Source organism: Streptomyces sp. C10-9-1, assembly GCF_024497955.1.
Classification (GTDB): Bacteria; Actinomycetota; Actinomycetes; order Streptomycetales; family Streptomycetaceae; genus Streptomyces; species Streptomyces sanyensis.
In genome coordinates, this window is the sequence record NZ_JANHKP010000014.1 from 74,018 (window position 1) to 90,962 (window position 16,945).

Genomic DNA, 16,945 nt, shown 5'->3' on the forward strand with positions numbered 1-16,945 from the left:
CCCGGGCGGGGCCTAGAGGCCGGCCCGCCGGCCGGCCGACACCACCAGCGCGACGGCCGCGTCGCGTTCCGCCGCACCCTCCGGGCCGGCGACCCGCAGCACCTCGGCCAGATCCCGGCCCGCGACCAGCAGCTGGTCGGCGACGGCGAACACACCCGCGTCCGGCATGGTCCGCAGCGGGTCCGCGGCACCCTCCAGGCGCTGGGCGCGACGGGACAACTCCCTGGCGAGGGCCAGCCCCTCCGCCGCGGCCCCCTGCTGCAGACGGCTCTGCGGCGCGGCCCTCAGACGGTCGGAGAGGCGCTCCACACAGGCGTCGAATTCCGTCGTATCAAGCACCCCGCGACCCTACGCGTCCCCGCGGGAGTGTTGCCAACGCGGGCACTCTCGGGCACCGTGGCGTCAAGAGCACCATGTGCACTGCGTCCGGAGGCGCCGATGTCCCATGTCTTCTCCGAAGAGACCCATCGCAACCTGATCTCCCGCATCCCGGAGTGCACCGGTCGTGACATCTCCGACTGGCTGCGCACCGTCGACGAGGGCCCGTCGCTCTTCCGCTTCGAGGAGAAGGTGAGCTGGCTCCGCGGCGAGCACGACCTCTCCTACGGACACGCGAAGGCGATCATCCACGAGCACGACCTGAGGCGGGCGGCCCGCAAGCTGCTCTGAGAGCCGGACGGGGACGGGGCCGTGGCGCCCCGGCCCCGTCCCGCGCGGCGCACGCCGGAGGAAGGAGCCCAGGGCGCCGCGCGGCCGCTCGGCGGAGTGCGGTGCCGTCCACGATTCCCCGCCCCGGGCCCTCGCGCCCGGCGCTCCCGTCGGCGGCCGGGTGCCGGTGACAGCGGAAGGGCCCGCCCTGAGGGGCGGGCCCTTCCTCGTGCCGGCTGCGCCGCGGGGACGCGGCGCCGTGGCCGTGCGTCAGTCGTCGCCCTGCAGGATGGACAGCAGACGCAGCATCTCCAGGTAGATCCACACCAGGGTCAGCGTCAGGCCGAAGGCCGCCAGCCAGGACTCCTCGCGCGGCGCGCCGTAGGCGATGCCGTCCTCGACCTGCTTGAAGTCCAGGGCGAGGAAGCAGGCACCCAGGATGATGCCGATGACACCGAACAGGATGCCGAGGGCGCCGCTGCGGAAGCCGAGCCCGTCACCGCCGCCGATCACGGCGAAGAGCAGGTTCACGGCCATCAGCAGCACGAAGCCCATGGCCGCGGCCATCACGAAGCCGTAGAAGCGGCGCGTGACGCGGATCCAGCCCATCTTGTAGGCGAACAGCACACCGGCGAAGACCGCCATCGTGCCGAGCACGGCCTGGGCCACCACACCGTCGGCGATGTAGGTGGACACCGCGCTGGAGATCACACCGAGGAACACGCCCTCGAAGGCCGCGTAGGACAGGATCAGCGCGGGCGAGGCCTTGCGCTTGAAGGACTGCACGAGGGCCAGCACCATCGCGACCAGGGCGGCCCCGATGGCGATGCCGTACGACTTGCCGAGGTTGTCCCCGTCCACGGGCAGCAGCACCCAGGACAGGACAGCCGTGAGCACGACCGTGCCCAGCGTCATGGCGGTCCGCGTGACGACGTCGTCGATCGTCATCACGTCCGCGCGGGCGGGGGCCTGCGGCGGGGCGCCGAGCGTGGCGTCGGCGGTGGCGTAGGGGTTGGTCGCGTACGGGTTGCCCGCACCCTGGGCGTACGGATTGGCACCTGCGGCGGGGCCCCCGGCCTGCGACTGCTGCGCGTTGAAGCCGGCGTAGCCGTTGTCGCGGCTGAACCCCCGTCGCGAGAAGACCGGGTTACTGCTCCTCATCTCACTCCTCCATGGCCGCCGGGCGCGGCCTTGACCCAAGAGTAATAGGCAAGCAAAGGGAACACTCTAGTGCCCGAGGAGGATCTTTAGGAGATCGTGTCCACCCTGGGCGAACGCCCGCCCGTCCCCCGGGGCCGCCCGGGCGGCCCGGTGCCCTCCGGACGGGTGACGCCGTGTCGCGCCCCTCCGGAGCCCGTCCGGGTGAGCCGCGCCCGGGGGCCGGGCGCCGGATCGGACGCCGAGGCCCCCGTGAGCGCACACCACAGGGCGGAGCGGAGCCCACTTCGATCATGTCTCGATCAACATTGGCCATTAGCGATCACCCTCCGCCGGGCGGCCCGCCGGCGGCCTACGGTTCCAGAACCGAATGTGCCGGGGGCAACTCCGGCCCACCGCACACCAGAAGGGGAGACAGCGTGGCGAGTGTGGAAGTGTCGCTCAAGGAGATGATGACCGGGATCGAGGGCGCTCTCGGAGCGGCCGTGGTCGACTACACCAGCGGAATGGCGCTGGGCACCCTGGGCGGGGGCGGCGATCTCGACCTGACGGTCGCCGCCGCGGGGAACACCGACGTGATCCGGGCCAAGGTCCGCACGATGGAGCAGCTGGGCCTGCGCAGCGAGATCGAGGACATCCTCATCACGCTCGCGGGGCAGTACCACCTGATCCGCCTGGTCGGCGGCCGCTCCGGGCACGGACTGTTCCTCTACCTCGTACTGGACAAGGGCCGCTCGAACCTCGCGATGGCCCGGCACCAGCTGCGTCGCGTCGAGGAGCAACTGGAGGTTTGACACCTACCCGAGTCCGGCCCTTTTCCATGCCCATGATGTGAAGAATTCTTCAAGTCGGCACATCAGCAAGATCCCAACTCACGGATCGCGGAGACCGTGCTCCCTGAGGATGGATCGCCAGGTAAGGGCAGGTTCTGCGGCGGCACACCGGGGTGCCGCCGCACCCAGGACGTCATCCCCCCCACCCGCCAGGGAGCGAGCGCGCATGCAAGTACCCCTCTACCAGGCCAAGGCGGAGTTCTTCCGCATGCTCGGGCATCCGGTGCGCATCAGGGTCCTGGAGCTGCTCCAGAACGGCCCCGTACCGGTGCGGGACCTGCTCGCCGACATCGAGATCGAACCGTCCAGCCTGTCGCAGCAGCTGGCCGTGCTGCGGCGCTCCGGCATCGTGGTCTCGATCAGGGAGGGCTCCACGGTCAGCTACGCGCTCGCCGGAGGCGATGTCGCGGAGCTGCTGCGGGCCGCCCGGCGCATCCTCACCGAGCTGCTGGCCGGGCAGAACGAGCTGCTGGCGGAACTCCGCCAGACCGACGCCGCCCCGCCCGTGTCCGGAGTCCGCCGCTAGGTCGGTCCCGGCACGGGCGGGCGGTCCGCGCGGCGCCCGGAGCCGTGCGGGGTGCGCAGGGGGCGGGCACCCGGACCCGGCCCCGGCGCCGCCCGCCGCGCGCCCCGGGTCGCCCCGGGGCCTGCCCGGCAGGGCGTCGTCCACCCGGCGCGCGGGGCTCAGCTCCTCCGGTGCATGCCGGGGAGGAGCGCGGACCGCCGCGCCGGCGGCCGGCGACGCCGCGGGCGGGCGTGCGGTCCGGACGGGGCGGGCCGGACAGCCCTTAGGCTGGCGGCATGACGGGTGAGAGCGATCTGCGGGCCCTGCTGAGCGCCATGCGACCGGAGTTGAACCCGGGCCGCTACGTCTTCACCTCCGTGACCGGAGGTGTGCCCGAGGGCCTGGCGCCCGTGGTCACGGTGTCGGAGCCGGAGGGACTGACCCTGGTCGTCCCCGAGGAGGCGGCCGACGCGGCGGGCCTGGCCTACGACTACGTCGCGGGGTGGATCACCCTGCGCGTCCACTCGGCGCTCGACGCGGTCGGGCTGACCGCCTCGGTCTCACGGGTCCTCGCGGACGCGGGTCTCAGCTGCAACGTCGCCGCGGGCTTCCACCACGACCACCTCTTCGTGCCGCACGAGCACGCGGCCCGGGCGGTGGACCTGCTGGAGGAGCTGTCGCGCTCCTCCGCGTGAGGACCGCGCCCTCCGGGAGGGGGCACGGGCTGGTCGCGGGGCGGCCCCGCGCGAAGGCGTCCGCCCGCGTCGCGGACGGCGTCCGGCGGCTCCGCCGCCCTGTCGCGGTACGGTGCGGATGCGAACACCTCGTGGTCCCGGTGGCTCCCGCACGGACCGGACGGCGATCCGCCGGGGCCGGTGCGCTCTGTGCCCGGAGCCGGACTCGAACCGGCACGCCCCCGAGGGGCAGCGAGGTTTAAGCTCGCCGTGTCTGCATTCCACCATCCGGGCGTGCACGCGGTCAGCGTCAGCACGGAGACTATCGGTGGCGATCGCTCCACGATGAGTGGCGATGGCCCGATACTGTCGTATTTTATTGGTGCTTGATGGGGTGTCAGTGCAGGTCGGAGCGGGTGGCTCCAGAAGGGACAGGGCGGAACCAGGAGGTGTGCGGGGCCTTTGATTGACGGAAAAATGCCGCCTCTGCTCCGTATATGAACCGCGACTGCCGCGTTCGGCCCCTCTCAGGGACGGCGTCATACCCAGGGATGACTCCCCCCGCGCGCGGTCCGACCGCAGAGGGCCCCGGAAAGGGGCAGCGGGACTGACGCCCGGGCCGGGGAGCGGGGACACCATGGAACGGTCCCTGCAGCACAGCCCCACAGGAGTCCTCCCGTGACCACCGCCCCCATCGCTCACCGCGCCACCGCCGTGGCCGCCCGCGCCACGGACCTGTCCAAGGTGTACGGACAGGGCGAGACCCGGGTGGTCGCGCTCGACCGGGTCAGCATCGACTTCCGCCAGGCGGAGTTCACGGCGATCATGGGCCCGTCCGGCTCGGGCAAGTCGACCCTGATGCACTGCGTGGCCGGGCTCGACAGCTTCAGCTCCGGATCGGTGCGGATCGGCGAGACCGAGCTCGGGTCGCTGAAGGACAAGCAGCTGACCCAGCTGCGCCGGGACAAGATCGGTTTCATCTTCCAGGCGTTCAACCTGCTGCCGACGCTCACCGCGCTGGAGAACATCACCCTCCCCATGGACATCGCCGGGCGCAGGCCCGACAAGGAGTGGGTCGACCGCGTGATCGGGATGATCGGACTGCGCGACCGGCTGGGCCACCGGCCGAACCAGCTCTCCGGCGGGCAGCAGCAGCGCGTGGCCGTCGCCCGCGCCCTCGCCTCCCGTCCCGAGATCATCTTCGGCGACGAGCCCACCGGCAACCTGGACTCCCGCTCCGGCGCCGAGGTCCTGGGCTTCCTCCGCAACTCGGTGCGCGAACTCGGCCAGACCGTGGTCATGGTCACCCACGACCCGGTCGCCGCCTCCTACGCGGACCGGGTGGTCTTCCTGGCGGACGGGCGGATCGTCGACGAGATGATCGACCCGAGCGCCGACGGCGTCCTGGACCGCATGAAGGCCTTCGACGGCAAGGGCCGCACCAGCTGACCCGCGTCCGCCGCGGCCGGTGACCGGCCCCCGCGCGCCGAGCCGCGCGGGGGCCCGCCCCGCGCGGCGTCCCGTGCGCCCCCGAGGGCGCCCACCGAACACCCACCTCACGTCGGAGGGCCCGCGCCCCGAAGCCGCGGGCCCTCGTCGGCCTCCCTCTCCCAGGACAGACACGATGTTCCGTACCGCCCTGCGCAATGTGCTCGCGCACAAGGCCAGGCTGCTGATGACCGTACTCGCCGTGGTGCTCGGCGTGGCCTTCGTCTCCGGCACCCTGGTCTTCACCGACACCCTCTCCCAGGCCTTCCGCAGCCAGTCGGCGAAGAGCTACGACGACGTGGCCGTCGCCGTCACCTCCTACGCGGACGAGAACGACCCCCGGCAGCAGCCCGGCCTGCCGGAGCGGACGCTCGACCGGATCCGCGCCCTGGACGGGGTGGCCGACGCCCACGGCCGGATCGACGGCTTCGCGGGCGTCGCCGACCCCGACGGCCGGCTGATCGGCGTCGGCTGGTCCAACAAGGGCGCCAACTTCGCCCCCGGCCGGGACGGCGAGGATCCCGCCTACACCTTCACCGACGGCAGCGGGCCCCGCGAGGCGGGCGAGATCGCCCTGGACGCCGACTCCGCCGCCCAGGGCGAGTACGCGGTCGGCGACCGGGTGCGGGTGGCCACCAACGGGCCGGTGAGGGAGTACACCCTCAGCGGCGTCTTCACCACCGGGGACGGCGCCGTGAACGCCGGTGGCAGCCTGGTGCTCTTCGAGAACTCCGTCGCCCAGCAGCAGTACCTGAAGACCGGCTTCTACCGGGACATCACCGTCACGGCCGCCGAGGGAGCCGACGCCGCCCGCATCCTCGACGCCGTCGAGCCGCTGCTCCCCGAGGGGGCCGAGGCCAGGACGGGCCGCGAACTCGCCGACGAGCAGGCCGCCGACATCGAGTCGGGCCTGGGCGCCCTGAAGCAGGTCCTGCTGGGCTTCGCCGCGATCGCCCTGTTCGTCGGCGTGTTCCTCATCTCCAACACCTTCAGCATGCTGGTCGCCCAGCGCACCAAGGAGCTCGCGCTGATGCGCGCCGTGGGTGCCTCGCGCCGGCAGATCACCCGCTCGGTGCTGACCGAGGCCGCCGTGGTGGGTGCCGTCGCCTCCGCGATCGGCTTCGCGCTCGGTGTGGGCCTGGCGGTCGGGCTGCGCTCCGGCATGGCCGCGTTCGGGATGAAGGTCCCGGACGGCCCTCTGGTCATCTCCTCCGCCCCGGTTCTGGCCTCGCTGGCGGTCGGCGTCCTGATCACCATGTTCGCCGCCTGGCTGCCCGGCCGCAGGGCCGCGAAGATCCCGCCGGTGGCGGCGATGGGCAGCGTCCACGCCGTGGCCACCACCAAGTCCCTCGTGGTCCGCAACTCCATCGGCGCGGTCGTCGCCGGGATCGGTGCCGCCGGGATCGTCGCGGGTGCGGGAACGGGCGGCGACGAGGGGCGGATGCTCATCGCCGGAGGTGCCTTCCTCGCCCTCGTCGGGGTGATCGTGCTGATCCCCCTGCTCTCCCGTCCGGTGATCGCCGCCCTGCGCCCCGTGCTCGTCGGCCCGTTCGGGGTCTCCGGGAAGCTGGCCGGCCAGAACGCGGTGCGCAACCCGCGCCGGACCGGCGCCACCGCCTCCGCGCTGGCGATCGGCCTGACCCTGGTCACCGGGCTGTCCGTGCTCGGGGTGACCGTCGGCACCGCGCTCGACAAGATGACCACGGACAACATCAAGGCCGACTACATGGTCACCATGGCGAACGGCGGACCGCTCGACCGGTCCGCGCTCGCCGCACTGGAGAAGGCTCCGGGCGTCACCGCCGTGTCCCCGCAGCAGTCGGTCAACGTCGAGCTGGACGGCCGCACGGCCTCCGCCTCGGCAGTCACGCCCGGGGCCGTCGGCGAGGTCCTGAACGTGGAGGTGGTCGACGGCGACCTCGCGTCCCTGGCCGCCGGCAAGGTCGCCGTCGCGGAGGACACCGCCCGGAGCCGGGGCTGGAAGGTGGGCGACACGCTTCCCGTCGTCTTCGGCGACGGCGCCAGGGGGAACCTGGCGGTGGGCGCCGTCTTCAAGGGCAGCGAGTTCCTCTCCCCCGTGCTGCTGGACACCGCGGTGGCCGACCCGCACGAGCTCAAGCCCTACATCCCGCAGATCTTCGTGGCCACGGACGGCGGGCAGACCGCCGCGAACGAGAAGGCGCTCATCAGCGCCCTCGGCGAGAACCCGGCCATCAGCGTGATGGACCGGCAGGACATCCGCGACCAGTTCGGCGGCATGATCAGCACCCTGCTGAACATCATGTACGGCCTGCTGGCGATGGCCCTGATCATCGCGGTCCTCGGTGTGGTGAACACCCTGGCGATGTCGGTGTTCGAGCGGCAGCAGGAGATCGGCATGCTGCGGGCGATCGGGCTCGACCGGCGCCGCGTCAAGCGCATGGTGCGTCTGGAGGCCGTGGTCATCTCGCTGTTCGGCGCCCTGGTCGGCATCGGGCTGGGCTCGTTCCTCGGCTGGGCGATCGGCGAGTCCATCCGCGGGAACATCCCCGGATACGCGCTGGTCCTGCCCTGGGGCCGGATCGGGATCTTCCTCCTGCTCGCCGGGCTGGTCGGGGTGCTGGCCGCGCAGTGGCCCGCCCGCAGCGCCGCCCGTCTGAACATGCTGGCGGCCATCAAGGCGGAGTAGCGGCAGCCGCAGGCGGTCCCCGCGAGGGCCCGGCCGGGCGCGTCGGACGCGCCCGGCCGGGCCCTCGCGCACGGGCACGGCGCCTCAGCCGGGCGGCGGCCCGGACCAGGAGCGCGTCCGCGCCGGCATCCCGGACCCGCCCGAGGCGGCGGTGCGCACCGCGAGGACCTGGTTCACACCGATGCGGTTGCGCTCGAACGAGACGGCGCAGGCCGCCATGTAGAGCCGCCAGACCCGCGCCCGGCCGGGCGAGGTGAGGCCGGCGGCCCGGCGCCAGGAGGACTCCAGGTTGGCCACCCAGGCGCGCAGGGTGCGGGCGTAGTGCTCCCGGAGCGCCTCGACGTCACGGACCTCGAAGCCCGCCTCCTCCAGGGTGGCGACGGTCCGCCCCAGGGGGGAGAGCTCCCCGTCGGGGAAGACGTAGCGGTCGATGAACTCGTCGATCCGGTAGGCCGATTCGTCGGCCTCCGGGCGCCGGGCGATCTGGTGGTTGAGCAGCCTCCCGCCGGGCCGCAGCAGGGACAGGAGCCGGTCGGCGTACTCGCGGTAGCGCACCTCCCCCACGTGCTCGGCCATGCCGATCGAGGCGACGGCGTCGTACGGGCCGTCGCGGACGTCGCGGTAGTCCTGCACCCGGATCTCGATCCGGTCGGCGAGCCCCTCCTCGGCGATCCGCTTGCGGGCGTGGGCGGCCTGCTCCCGGGAGAGCGTGACACCCGTGACGCGGGCCCCGTAACCGCGCGCCGCGTGGACGGCCAGGGCGCCCCAGCCGCAGCCGACGTCGAGCAGCCGGTCACCCTCCCGGAGGGCCAGCTTGCGGCAGACGAGGTCGAGCTTGTCCCGCTGGGCCTCCTCCAGGGTCCCTTCGGGGCCGCCCCAGTAGGCGCAGGAGTACACCATCGACGGGCCCAGGACGAGGGAGTAGAAGTCGTTGCCCACGTCGTAGTGGTGGCTGACGGCCGCCTTGTCGCGCCGCCTGGTGTGCTGCGCACCGGTGCGGTGGCGGCGCACCTCCTCCGGCGGCGGCGGGGGCGGGGGCAGGACACCGCCCAGCCTCAGCAGGCCCCGGGCCCCGGCCCGCACCGCCGGGTCGCGCAGCGCGGGCGGAGCGGCCGCGGGCCCCCGCTCCCACAGGATGCCGGTGAGCCGGTCCAGCGCGGTGTACAGGTCTCCTTCGACGTCGATCTCGCCGGCCACCCAGGCGCGTGCGAGCCCGAGCTCGCCGGGCTTCCACAGCAGCCGCCGCAGGGCCCTGCGGTGGCGGACGACGAGGACGGGGCCGTCGGGGGGTCCCGACTCGCTGCCGTCCCAGGCGCGGACGCGCAGCGGGAGCGGGGCTCCCAGCACCTCTTCCGCAAGAGTGGTCAGCCGCAGTGCGGCGTCGGCCATGGCACACACCTCCGTGACGGTGGTTCCCACGAAACGCTCGTGCACGAAACGCTCTCTACCGACAACAGGGTGACCGCGGCCGGGACTTCCCGGATCGGGCACCGGATCGCCCCCCGCACGGCGGCAGGCGGCGGACGGGTGTGCGGTGGACGGGCGTGCGGCGGGCGGAGGTCGCCGGTGCGGGCGGCGGACGAACGCCGGGAACGCCGAAGGGGCCGCCCGCACCACGGATGGCGGACGGCCCCTTCGGAACGGGTCGTGCTACGACGCCTTGGCCTTCTCGGCCTCCGGCTTCGCCGCGGCGGGAGCCGGGGCGGGCTTGGCGGCCTCGTAGAACTCCTCGCGCGGCGTCTCCATGGCACCGAGGGAGACGACCTCGCGCTTGAGGAACATGCCGAGCGTCCAGTCCGCGAAGATGCGGATCTTCCGGTTCCAGGTCGGCATGGCCAGACCGTGGTAGCCGCGGTGCATGTACCAGGCGAGACGGCCCTTGAGCTTGATCTTCATCTTGCCCATGACGATCATCGCGACGCCCTTGTGGAGGCCGAGGCCCGCGACGGCACCCTTGTTGGCGTGCTTGTAGGTCTCCTGCGGGAAGCCGCGCATCCCGGAGATCACGTTGTCGCCGAGGACCTTGGCCTGGCGCAGCGCGTGCTGGGCGTTCGGCGGGCACCAGGCGTTCTCGACACCGGCCTCGCGGGAGGCCATGTCCGGCACCTGGGCGTTGTCGCCGGCGGCCCAGATGTAGTCGGTCCCGTTGACCTGGAGCTTCTCGTTGCAGTCCACGTGGCCGCGGGGGCCGAGCGGGAGGCCGTAGCGGGCGAGCGCCGGGTTCGGCTTCACACCGGCGGTCCACACGATGGTGTTGGAGTCGACCTCCAGGCCGTTCTTCAGCACCACGTGGCCGTCGACGCAGGAGTCCATGGACGTCGAGAGGTAGACCTCGACCCCGCGGCCCTCCAGGTGCTCCTTGCCGTACGTGCCCAGCTTGGGCCCGACCTCGGGAAGAATCCTGTCGGCGGCGTCGACGAGGATGAACCGCATGTCCTCGCGCTTGACGTTGTTGTAGTACCGGGCCGCGTCGCGGGCCAGGTCCTCCACCTCGCCGATGGTCTCGGCACCGGCGAAGCCGCCGCCGACGAAGACGAAGGTGAGCGCCCGGCGGCGCACCTCCTCGTCGGTGGTGGAGTCGGCCTTGTCGAGCTGCTCCAGCACGTGGTTGCGCAGCCCGATGGCCTCCTCGATGCCCTTCATGCCGATGCCCTGCTCGGCGAGGCCGGGGATCGGGAAGGTGCGGGAGACGGCGCCGAGGGCGATCACCAGGTAGTCGAAGGGCAGCTCGTAGGCCTCGCCGACCAGGGGGGCCACCGTGGCGACCTTGCGGTCCTGGTCGATGGTGGTCACACGGCCGGTGAGGACCTCCGCCTTGGGCAGCACGCGCCGCAGCGGGACGACGACGTGCCGAGGCGAGATGCTGCCGGCGGCAGCTTCGGGAAGGAAGGGCTGGTAGGTCATGTACGACCGCGGGTCGACGACCGTGACGGTCGCCTCGCCGTAACGCATCTTCTTCAGGATGCGACGTGCTGCGTACAGGCCTACGTACCCACCGCCTACAACGAGGATCCGGGGACGCTCCGTGGTGCTCATGGCATCGAGTATCCACCCCCCTCGGAGGGGGGGCTCGTGAGCCCCTTCACAAGGTTTCCGGGGCCTTCTGCTACACTCCGCCGCCCACGTGACCCAGGTCATGGGGGCCGAAGGGAACCACCACGGGTCCGGGGACGTTGTGCACCCCTCGTGAGCTGCCCGCTCTGCCGCCGGGCGGAGCCTCCCACGGCCGCGGCCCGGCGGTGCGGAGCCTCCACCGGGGGTCGCAGAATCGTTCTTCCGAAGCCCAACCGGCGCCCGGAGCGGGGGTTTCAAGGGCCGAACGGGCCCATCGGGACCGAATTCCTTGTGAAGAAGTTCACGAACTTTCCCGGCCAAGGGGCCCCGGCGGCACCGGAAGGGGCGCGGAACCCACCGGTAGGTTACCGCCGCGTCGCCCCCGGAGGCGGCCGTCCCGCTCCCGGACCCGCGGACCGCGCCGCCGGCGGACCGCCCCCGCGCACCGCCCGGGACGGGGAGCCGACCGCCCCGCTCAGCCGACGAGCCCCAGCTCCGCGGCCCGCACACCGGCCGCGAAACGGCTCTGGGCCCCGAGCTTCGCGACCAGCCCGGTCAGCAGCCGGCGCAGGGTCCGCTCGGAGCAGCCGAGCCGGCGCGCGATGGCCTCGTCCTTGGCGCCCGCCGCCAGCAGGGCCAGCACCTCGCGCTCCCGCGGTGTGTAGTCCTCGGCCGCGGAGCCGCCCGCCGTCCCCTCCCGGAGCGGGACGTCGTAGGGGCGCGCGGTGCTCCAGTGGTGGTCGAAGACCTGGGCGAAGCACTCCGCGAGCCGGGCCCCGTGCAGGATCACGTCCTCGCCGTCGCCGCCCCTCGGCTGCGGCGGCCCGAGCGCCATCACGGTCACCGCACGGTCCACGACGTTGAGGTGGAGGGGGACGGTGGTGGCCGTGCGGATGCGCGCGCCGTGCTCCAGCAGCGTCGCGAGATAGCGGGCCACCCCGGTCTGGCGGGTCGCCCGGGTGGAGACCAGCAGCGTCAGGTCGACGCCCCGCTCCAGCATCCGCATGTCGCCCTCCAGGCTCGCGTCGATCACCTCCGGGCCGGGGAACACCGCGCGCATCGCGAGCAGTTCGTCCCGGCACAGGGCGTCGAGGTCCTCCATCCGCTGCCTCAGCACCGCCCGGTCCGAGAAGAACTCCGCCTCCAGCGTCTGGCGGCCGCTCGTCCTCAGGCCGGGCATGAGCCGGAGGACGTCGTCGAAGGCGTCGAGGGTGCGGTGCAGGGCCTCCACCCGTCCGCGCTGCTCCAGCAGCAGTTCGTGCAGGGCCCGCTCCGGTGCGGCCGGGCGGTCCGTGGCGGTGTCGGCGAGCCGGCGCTCCGCGAGCCAGCGGCGGACCTCCTCGGGCAGTCCGCCGGCGGGGTCGGCGCCCGCGGGTTCCGGCAGGGCGGGACCGCCCTCGCCGGTGGGCTGTGCGGTACCGGGTCGCTGGGGGTCCGTGGCCGACATGGGCCGACCCTAGTACCCCCCGGGCGGCCCCGGGGCCGTCGGTGCGGGCGCGCGACCGGTCTGTCCGCATTCGGCCACGCCTGTTTCGGCCGTGGTCAACCCCCCGTCGACCGCACTATGTTCACGGCGTACCGACGACACCCGGTCGGCGGCAGGCGGTGATCCCTTCCACCGACCGGGTGGACGGTGCTCCGGGCGCCCCCTTCTCGGGTGGGCGGGCGGGCGGTGCCCCACACACCGCCCACCGCCGCGGCGCCCGGTCCGTACGGCCCCGCACGGCACGACCGCTCCCTCTGAATCCCCGGCCCCGAGCCGTCCTCCACCCACTCGAACCACTCTCCCGTCCGGCGCCGAGGAGGAGGCACCAGGGGAAGCCGGACACCGCCCCGCCCGGCCGGTCGCGCACCGGCCGGGCGCCGGGCCTCCCGGTGCGGGCGCGCGCTCGGCGCGCGGGCCCCGGCACGCGGTGCAAGGCTGGGAGGGCCGACACCCCCGGGAGCGCTCAGGAGGCGCAGGGACCATGATCACCACGGACTTCGTGCCCGGCTCGCCGTGCTGGCTGGACTTGGGCGTGCCCGATCTCGACGCGGCGGCGGCCTTCTACGGCGCCGTCTTCGGCTGGCGGACCGCCTCGATGGCCCCCGGCTCCGGAGCGGAAGGCGACGGCGAAGGCGACGGCGACTACCGGATGCTGCAACTCGACGGCAGGACGGTGGGAGCGCTCGGGAAGCTCACCGAGGAGGGCGCCCGCCCGGCCTGGATGGTCTACTTCAGCACCCCGGCGATCGAGGAGACCGTCGCGGCCGCCGAACGCGCGGGCGGAAGCGTGCGCACACCCGCCTCCGAGGTCGCCGAGGAGGGCCGCTTCGCCCAGCTCACCGACCCCCAGGGCGCGCAGTTCGCCGTCTGGCAGCCGGGCAGCTACCCGGGCCTCCAGGCGGTCGACGGCCCCGGCAGCCTCGGCTGGGTCGAGCTCTACACGACCGACTCGGCCGCGGCGCAGCGCTTCTACGGCGAGGTGTTCGGCTGGACGGGCCAGGACATGGAGCTGCCCGGCCAGAGCGGCGCGTACACGATGGTGACGCCGAAGGGGCAGCCGCCGGAGCGGATGTTCGGCGGGGTGATGGCGGTGCCCGGCATGTTCGCCTCGGGCGGCGCCCGGCCGTACTGGCATCCCGTGTTCGGCTCGGCGGACTGCGATGCCACCGTGGCGCTGGTCCGGGAGAACGGCGGCGGGGTGTCCATGGGACCCGAGGACGCCGAGGGCGTCGGCCGGCTGGCCGTGTGCACGGACCCGGACGGCGCGGAGTTCGTCGTCCTGACGCCCGCCCCGCCGCGGCCCTGACCCGGGGCCGCGCCGGCCCGCCGGGGCTCCACCGGCTCCGGACCGGAGGCGGCCGGGCCACGGGCGGGCCCGGCCGCCCTCGTGGCCGAGACGGGCGACCGGCGGGACGCCCACCACAGGCCGTGACGCTCCGACCGGCAGCCGGGCCGCCGGACGGCGCGCCTCAGCGCACCCCGCCCGCCGCGGAGTAGGCGATCCCGTCGGGGATCGCGCACGAACGCGATTCCTCCCACAGTGCCGTGTACACGATGACGCGTACACTGATGTCATGACTGAGAACACCGTGACCGTACGGGAAGCCCGCGCGCACCTCGCCGATCACATCAACCGGGCCGAGGAAGGTGTCCCGACCGTCATCACGCGCAATGGCGCCCCGGTCGCAGCCGTGGTCCCGATCTCGGACTTCGAAGCGCTGGAGGAAGCCGCCGACGTGATGCTCGCGCGGGAGGCCGAAGCGGTGCTGGCCGAGGGAGGCAGCACCGTGACCATGGCGGAACTGCTCGCGGACCTGTTCACCGAGCACGGTGGCGAAGCGGCGTGAAGTACGCCTTTCGGTTCACCGCGGCGGCACAGCGTCAGCTTCGGGCCATCAGCCGCCCCGACGCCATGCGCATCCTGACCGCGTTGACCGCACTCGGCGACGACCCGTACCGCCAGGACGCCGACGTCAAGAAGCTCGCCGGCCCGTCGGGCCTCTACCGGCTCCGGGTCGGAAGCTACCGGGTCGCCTACCAGATCCACGACGGTGAACTCGTCGTCCTCGTGGTCAAGGTGGGCGACCGGCGCGACGTCTACCGCAACCTGTGACGCCCCGCCCGGCCTGACAACGCCCCTCAGCGCTCCCCGTCAGGGCTCCACCGGCTCCGGACCGGAGGCGGCCGGGCCACGGGCGGGCCCGGCCGCCCTCGTGGCCGAGACGGGCGACCGGCGGGACGCCCACCGCAGGCCGTGACGCTCCGACCGGCAGCCGGGCCGCCGGACGGCGCGCCTCAGCGCACCCCGCCCGCCGCGGAGTAGGCGATCCCGTCGAGGATGTCGTGCTCGCTGACGACCACCTCGCGGGCCCCCGTTCGCTCCATGATCGTGAGGAGCGCCAGCGCTCCGGCCTGGATGACGTCGACCCGGCCGGGGTGCATCACCCCGATCGCGGCGCGCTCGTCGTGGGTGGCGCCCAGCAGCATCCGGGAGATCTCCGCGACCCGCTCGACGGGGATGCGGGCGTGGTGGATGGCCTCGGAGTCGTAGGCGTCCAGCCCGAGGGCGATCCCCGCTACGGTGGTCACCGACCCGGCCAGCCCCACCAGGGTCCGCGCCTTCGCCAGGGGGACGCTCTGCTCCACGAGGTCCAGGGCGGCCTCGACGTCGGCGCGGATCGCGGCGATCTGCTCCTCCGTGGCGGGGCTGCCGGGGGCGTGCCGCTCGGTCAGCCGCACGCAGCCGATGTCCACGGACCGTGCGGCGAGGCCCGGGCCGCCGTCCTCGGCGCCCCCGCCGCCGACCACGAACTCCGTCGAGCCGCCGCCGATGTCCACCACCAGGTAGGGGGTGTCCAGGTCCTCGCGGCCGGCCAGCGACCGGGTGGCCCCGGTGAAGGAGAGCTCCGCCTCGCGGTCCCCGGTGACCACCTCGGGCTCGACGCCCAGGATGTCGCGCACACCGCGGACGAAGTCGTCCCGGTTCTCCGCGTCGCGGGAGGCGGAGGTGGCGACGAAGCGCACCGCCTCGGCGCCGAGGTCCCCGATCACGGCGGCGTACTCGCGGCAGGCGGCGAAGGTGCGCTCCAGGGCCTCGGGCGCGAGGCGGCCGGTGCGGTCGACGTCCTGCCCGAGGCGCACGATCGTCATCCGGCGGTCGAGTTCGGCGAGCCGCCCCGTGGCGGTGTCGACGTCGGCGACCAGGAGCCGGATGGAGTTGGTGCCGCAGTCGACGGCGGCGACGCGGGTCATCGGGCGCCCTCCCCGGACTCGCCGTCCTCGGCGCAGCCGGAGACGCACGGGCCCTTGCGCCACCACTCGGGGAGCATGGCCAGCGCCTCGTCGCCGAGCGGGTTGACGCCCGGCCCGGCCGCGAGGGAGTGGCCGACGAGCACATGGAGGCACTTCACCCGGTCGGGCATGCCCCCGGCACTCGGGAAGCCCCGGAGGACCTCGACGGCGTCGCGGCGGGCGATGTAGTCCTCGTGGGCCGCGCGGTAGGCGGCGGCCAGCTCGGGATCGGTGGCGAGGCGCGCCTGCATCTCCTTCATCACGCCCTCGGCCTCCAGGGTCCCGATCGCGGAGGCGGCACGCGGGCAGGTCAGGTAGTAGAGCGTGGGGAAGGGAGTCCCGTCCGGCAGGCGCGGGGCGGTCTCGACGACGTCCGGGCGGCCGCAGGGGCAGCGGTGGGCGATCGCGCGCAGTCCGCGCGGCGGGCGGCCGAGCTGCTGCTCGAACGCGATCACGTCCGCCTCGGTCGGCTCGGTGTGCTCGGTGGTGGGAGGAGGGGTGTCCATGCCTGCCTTGCTGCTCTGTCCGCTGATGGGTTCGTTCGCTGGTGTGGTGCCGTGCGCCGGTCGCGGCGCGGGGGTCCGGGTGCGGCCCGGGGCCGGATGCGCCGGCGGCCCGGCCGGGTGCGGCCGGCGTCCTCTACTCGCGGTCGGCGTCGTCGACCCCGTTCCACACGTTCGAGTACCAGGGCCGGTCGCTGGCGCCCGGGTCCTCCCGGCGCTCCTGGGCCGCCTCCGGGTCGATCACCGTGTAGCCGGTCTCGCCCGGGAGTACGTAGTGCAGGTGCTCCCGGGCCAGCCGCCGTACGTAGGCGTCGTCCCGGAGCCGGGCCTTCTCGTCGCGCAGCCGCTCGACCTGGGCGCGTGCCTCGTCCATCAGCCGCTCCTGCTCGGCGATCTCCGCACGCTGCGAGACGTACTGGCGCATCGGGTAGGCGAGCGCGACGACCAGGGAGCAGACGACGAGGGCCAGGAACGCGGCCCGGCCGGTCAGCCGGGAGCGGCGGTCCTGGCGGCGGCTCTGGGACCGGTAGACGCGCGCGGCGGTCTGCTCCCCGAGCAGCCGCAGCCTGGTCGCGGTGGAGAACCGGTCGGGCTCCGGCCTGCGCGCCATGGTCTCGCCTCCCCTTCACACGCGTAC

17 protein-coding genes and 1 tRNA gene are annotated in these 16,945 nt (G+C 73.5%); 9 read left to right on the top strand and 9 right to left on the bottom strand.

Going from position 1 to position 16,945, the window contains the following annotated elements:
- Window positions 1-12: 12 nt before the first annotated feature.
- Window positions 13-339 carry a hypothetical protein gene (locus NPS70_RS20610; RefSeq protein WP_256525826.1) on the bottom strand — a complete coding sequence of 109 codons (327 nt, stop codon included), beginning with the start codon at window positions 337-339 and terminating at the stop codon, window positions 13-15.
- 99 nt (window positions 340-438) lie between these two features.
- On the opposite strand from NPS70_RS20610, the gene NPS70_RS20615 reads away from it, so the two are divergent.
- Window positions 439-669, top strand: a complete 231-nt coding sequence (locus NPS70_RS20615) for a DUF4287 domain-containing protein (RefSeq protein ID WP_256525827.1) — start codon at window positions 439-441, stop codon at window positions 667-669.
- Window positions 670-918: 249 nt separating this feature from the next.
- Here NPS70_RS20615 and NPS70_RS20620 read toward each other — a convergent pair whose 3' ends face one another.
- Window positions 919-1,809: a Bax inhibitor-1/YccA family protein gene (locus NPS70_RS20620; protein ID WP_256525828.1), complete on the bottom strand. Its 891-nt coding sequence runs from the start codon at window positions 1,807-1,809 to the stop codon at window positions 919-921.
- 416 nt (window positions 1,810-2,225) lie between these two features.
- On the opposite strand from NPS70_RS20620, the gene NPS70_RS20625 reads away from it, so the two are divergent.
- The 3 genes from NPS70_RS20625 (at window position 2,226) to NPS70_RS20635 (ending at window position 3,839) form a co-directional block, all read left to right on the top strand.
- The gene (locus tag NPS70_RS20625) at window positions 2,226-2,600 is read left to right on the top strand and encodes a hypothetical protein (protein WP_256525829.1); all 375 of its coding nucleotides are present in this window, start codon (window positions 2,226-2,228) and stop codon (window positions 2,598-2,600) included.
- 205 nt (window positions 2,601-2,805) lie between these two features.
- Window positions 2,806-3,165: a helix-turn-helix transcriptional regulator gene (locus tag NPS70_RS20630; RefSeq protein ID WP_256525830.1), complete on the top strand. Its 360-nt coding sequence runs from the start codon at window positions 2,806-2,808 to the stop codon at window positions 3,163-3,165.
- Between the two features lie 275 nt (window positions 3,166-3,440).
- Window positions 3,441-3,839: an ACT domain-containing protein gene (locus NPS70_RS20635; RefSeq protein ID WP_256525831.1), complete on the top strand. Its 399-nt coding sequence runs from the start codon at window positions 3,441-3,443 to the stop codon at window positions 3,837-3,839.
- A gap of 190 nt (window positions 3,840-4,029) precedes the next feature.
- Here the strand turns inward: NPS70_RS20635 and NPS70_RS20640 are convergent.
- Window positions 4,030-4,112: transfer RNA gene (locus tag NPS70_RS20640), tRNA-Leu, on the bottom strand.
- A gap of 384 nt (window positions 4,113-4,496) precedes the next feature.
- Between NPS70_RS20640 and NPS70_RS20645 the strand changes: the two genes are divergently transcribed.
- Both NPS70_RS20645 and NPS70_RS20650 read left to right on the top strand, forming a co-directional pair.
- Window positions 4,497-5,267, top strand: a complete 771-nt coding sequence (locus NPS70_RS20645; protein ID WP_256525832.1) for an ABC transporter ATP-binding protein — start codon at window positions 4,497-4,499, stop codon at window positions 5,265-5,267.
- Window positions 5,268-5,442: 175 nt separating this feature from the next.
- Window positions 5,443-7,974: an ABC transporter permease gene (locus NPS70_RS20650; RefSeq protein WP_256525833.1), complete on the top strand. Its 2,532-nt coding sequence runs from the start codon at window positions 5,443-5,445 to the stop codon at window positions 7,972-7,974.
- Window positions 7,975-8,058: 84 nt separating this feature from the next.
- On the opposite strand, the gene NPS70_RS20655 is transcribed toward NPS70_RS20650, so the two are convergent.
- From NPS70_RS20655 to NPS70_RS20665, 3 genes are all read right to left on the bottom strand, one after another.
- A complete protein-coding gene (locus NPS70_RS20655; RefSeq protein WP_256525834.1) occupies window positions 8,059-9,363 on the bottom strand; it encodes a cyclopropane-fatty-acyl-phospholipid synthase family protein in 1,305 nt (434 codons plus the stop codon).
- 261 nt (window positions 9,364-9,624) lie between these two features.
- Complete coding sequence (locus NPS70_RS20660; protein WP_256525835.1) at window positions 9,625-11,010, bottom strand: NAD(P)/FAD-dependent oxidoreductase; 1,386 nt, start codon at window positions 11,008-11,010, stop codon at window positions 9,625-9,627.
- Between the two features lie 493 nt (window positions 11,011-11,503).
- Window positions 11,504-12,475: a LuxR C-terminal-related transcriptional regulator gene (locus NPS70_RS20665; RefSeq protein ID WP_256525836.1), complete on the bottom strand. Its 972-nt coding sequence runs from the start codon at window positions 12,473-12,475 to the stop codon at window positions 11,504-11,506.
- A gap of 520 nt (window positions 12,476-12,995) precedes the next feature.
- Here NPS70_RS20665 and NPS70_RS20670 point away from each other — a divergent pair.
- From NPS70_RS20670 to NPS70_RS20680, 3 genes are all read left to right on the top strand, one after another.
- Entirely contained in the window at window positions 12,996-13,820 is an 825-nt protein-coding gene (locus NPS70_RS20670) for a VOC family protein (protein ID WP_256525837.1), read from the top strand.
- A gap of 268 nt (window positions 13,821-14,088) precedes the next feature.
- Window positions 14,089-14,361, top strand: a complete 273-nt coding sequence (locus NPS70_RS20675; RefSeq protein ID WP_256525838.1) for a type II toxin-antitoxin system Phd/YefM family antitoxin — start codon at window positions 14,089-14,091, stop codon at window positions 14,359-14,361.
- Window positions 14,358-14,627 carry a type II toxin-antitoxin system RelE/ParE family toxin gene (locus tag NPS70_RS20680; RefSeq protein ID WP_256525839.1) on the top strand — a complete coding sequence of 90 codons (270 nt, stop codon included), beginning with the start codon at window positions 14,358-14,360 and terminating at the stop codon, window positions 14,625-14,627. The genes NPS70_RS20675 and NPS70_RS20680 overlap by 4 nt, the downstream gene beginning before the upstream one ends.
- Before the next feature lie 182 nt (window positions 14,628-14,809).
- Here NPS70_RS20680 and NPS70_RS20685 read toward each other — a convergent pair whose 3' ends face one another.
- From NPS70_RS20685 to NPS70_RS20695, 3 genes are all read right to left on the bottom strand, one after another.
- The gene (locus tag NPS70_RS20685) at window positions 14,810-15,766 is read right to left on the bottom strand and encodes a Ppx/GppA phosphatase family protein (RefSeq protein WP_256525840.1); all 957 of its coding nucleotides are present in this window, start codon (window positions 15,764-15,766) and stop codon (window positions 14,810-14,812) included.
- Complete coding sequence (locus NPS70_RS20690) at window positions 15,763-16,311, bottom strand: DUF501 domain-containing protein (protein ID WP_256525841.1); 549 nt, start codon at window positions 16,309-16,311, stop codon at window positions 15,763-15,765. The genes NPS70_RS20685 and NPS70_RS20690 overlap by 4 nt, the downstream gene beginning before the upstream one ends.
- A gap of 133 nt (window positions 16,312-16,444) precedes the next feature.
- Window positions 16,445-16,918, bottom strand: coding sequence for a septum formation initiator family protein (locus tag NPS70_RS20695; protein ID WP_256525842.1), 474 nt, complete (start codon window positions 16,916-16,918; stop codon window positions 16,445-16,447).
- Window positions 16,919-16,945 lie beyond the last annotated feature (27 nt).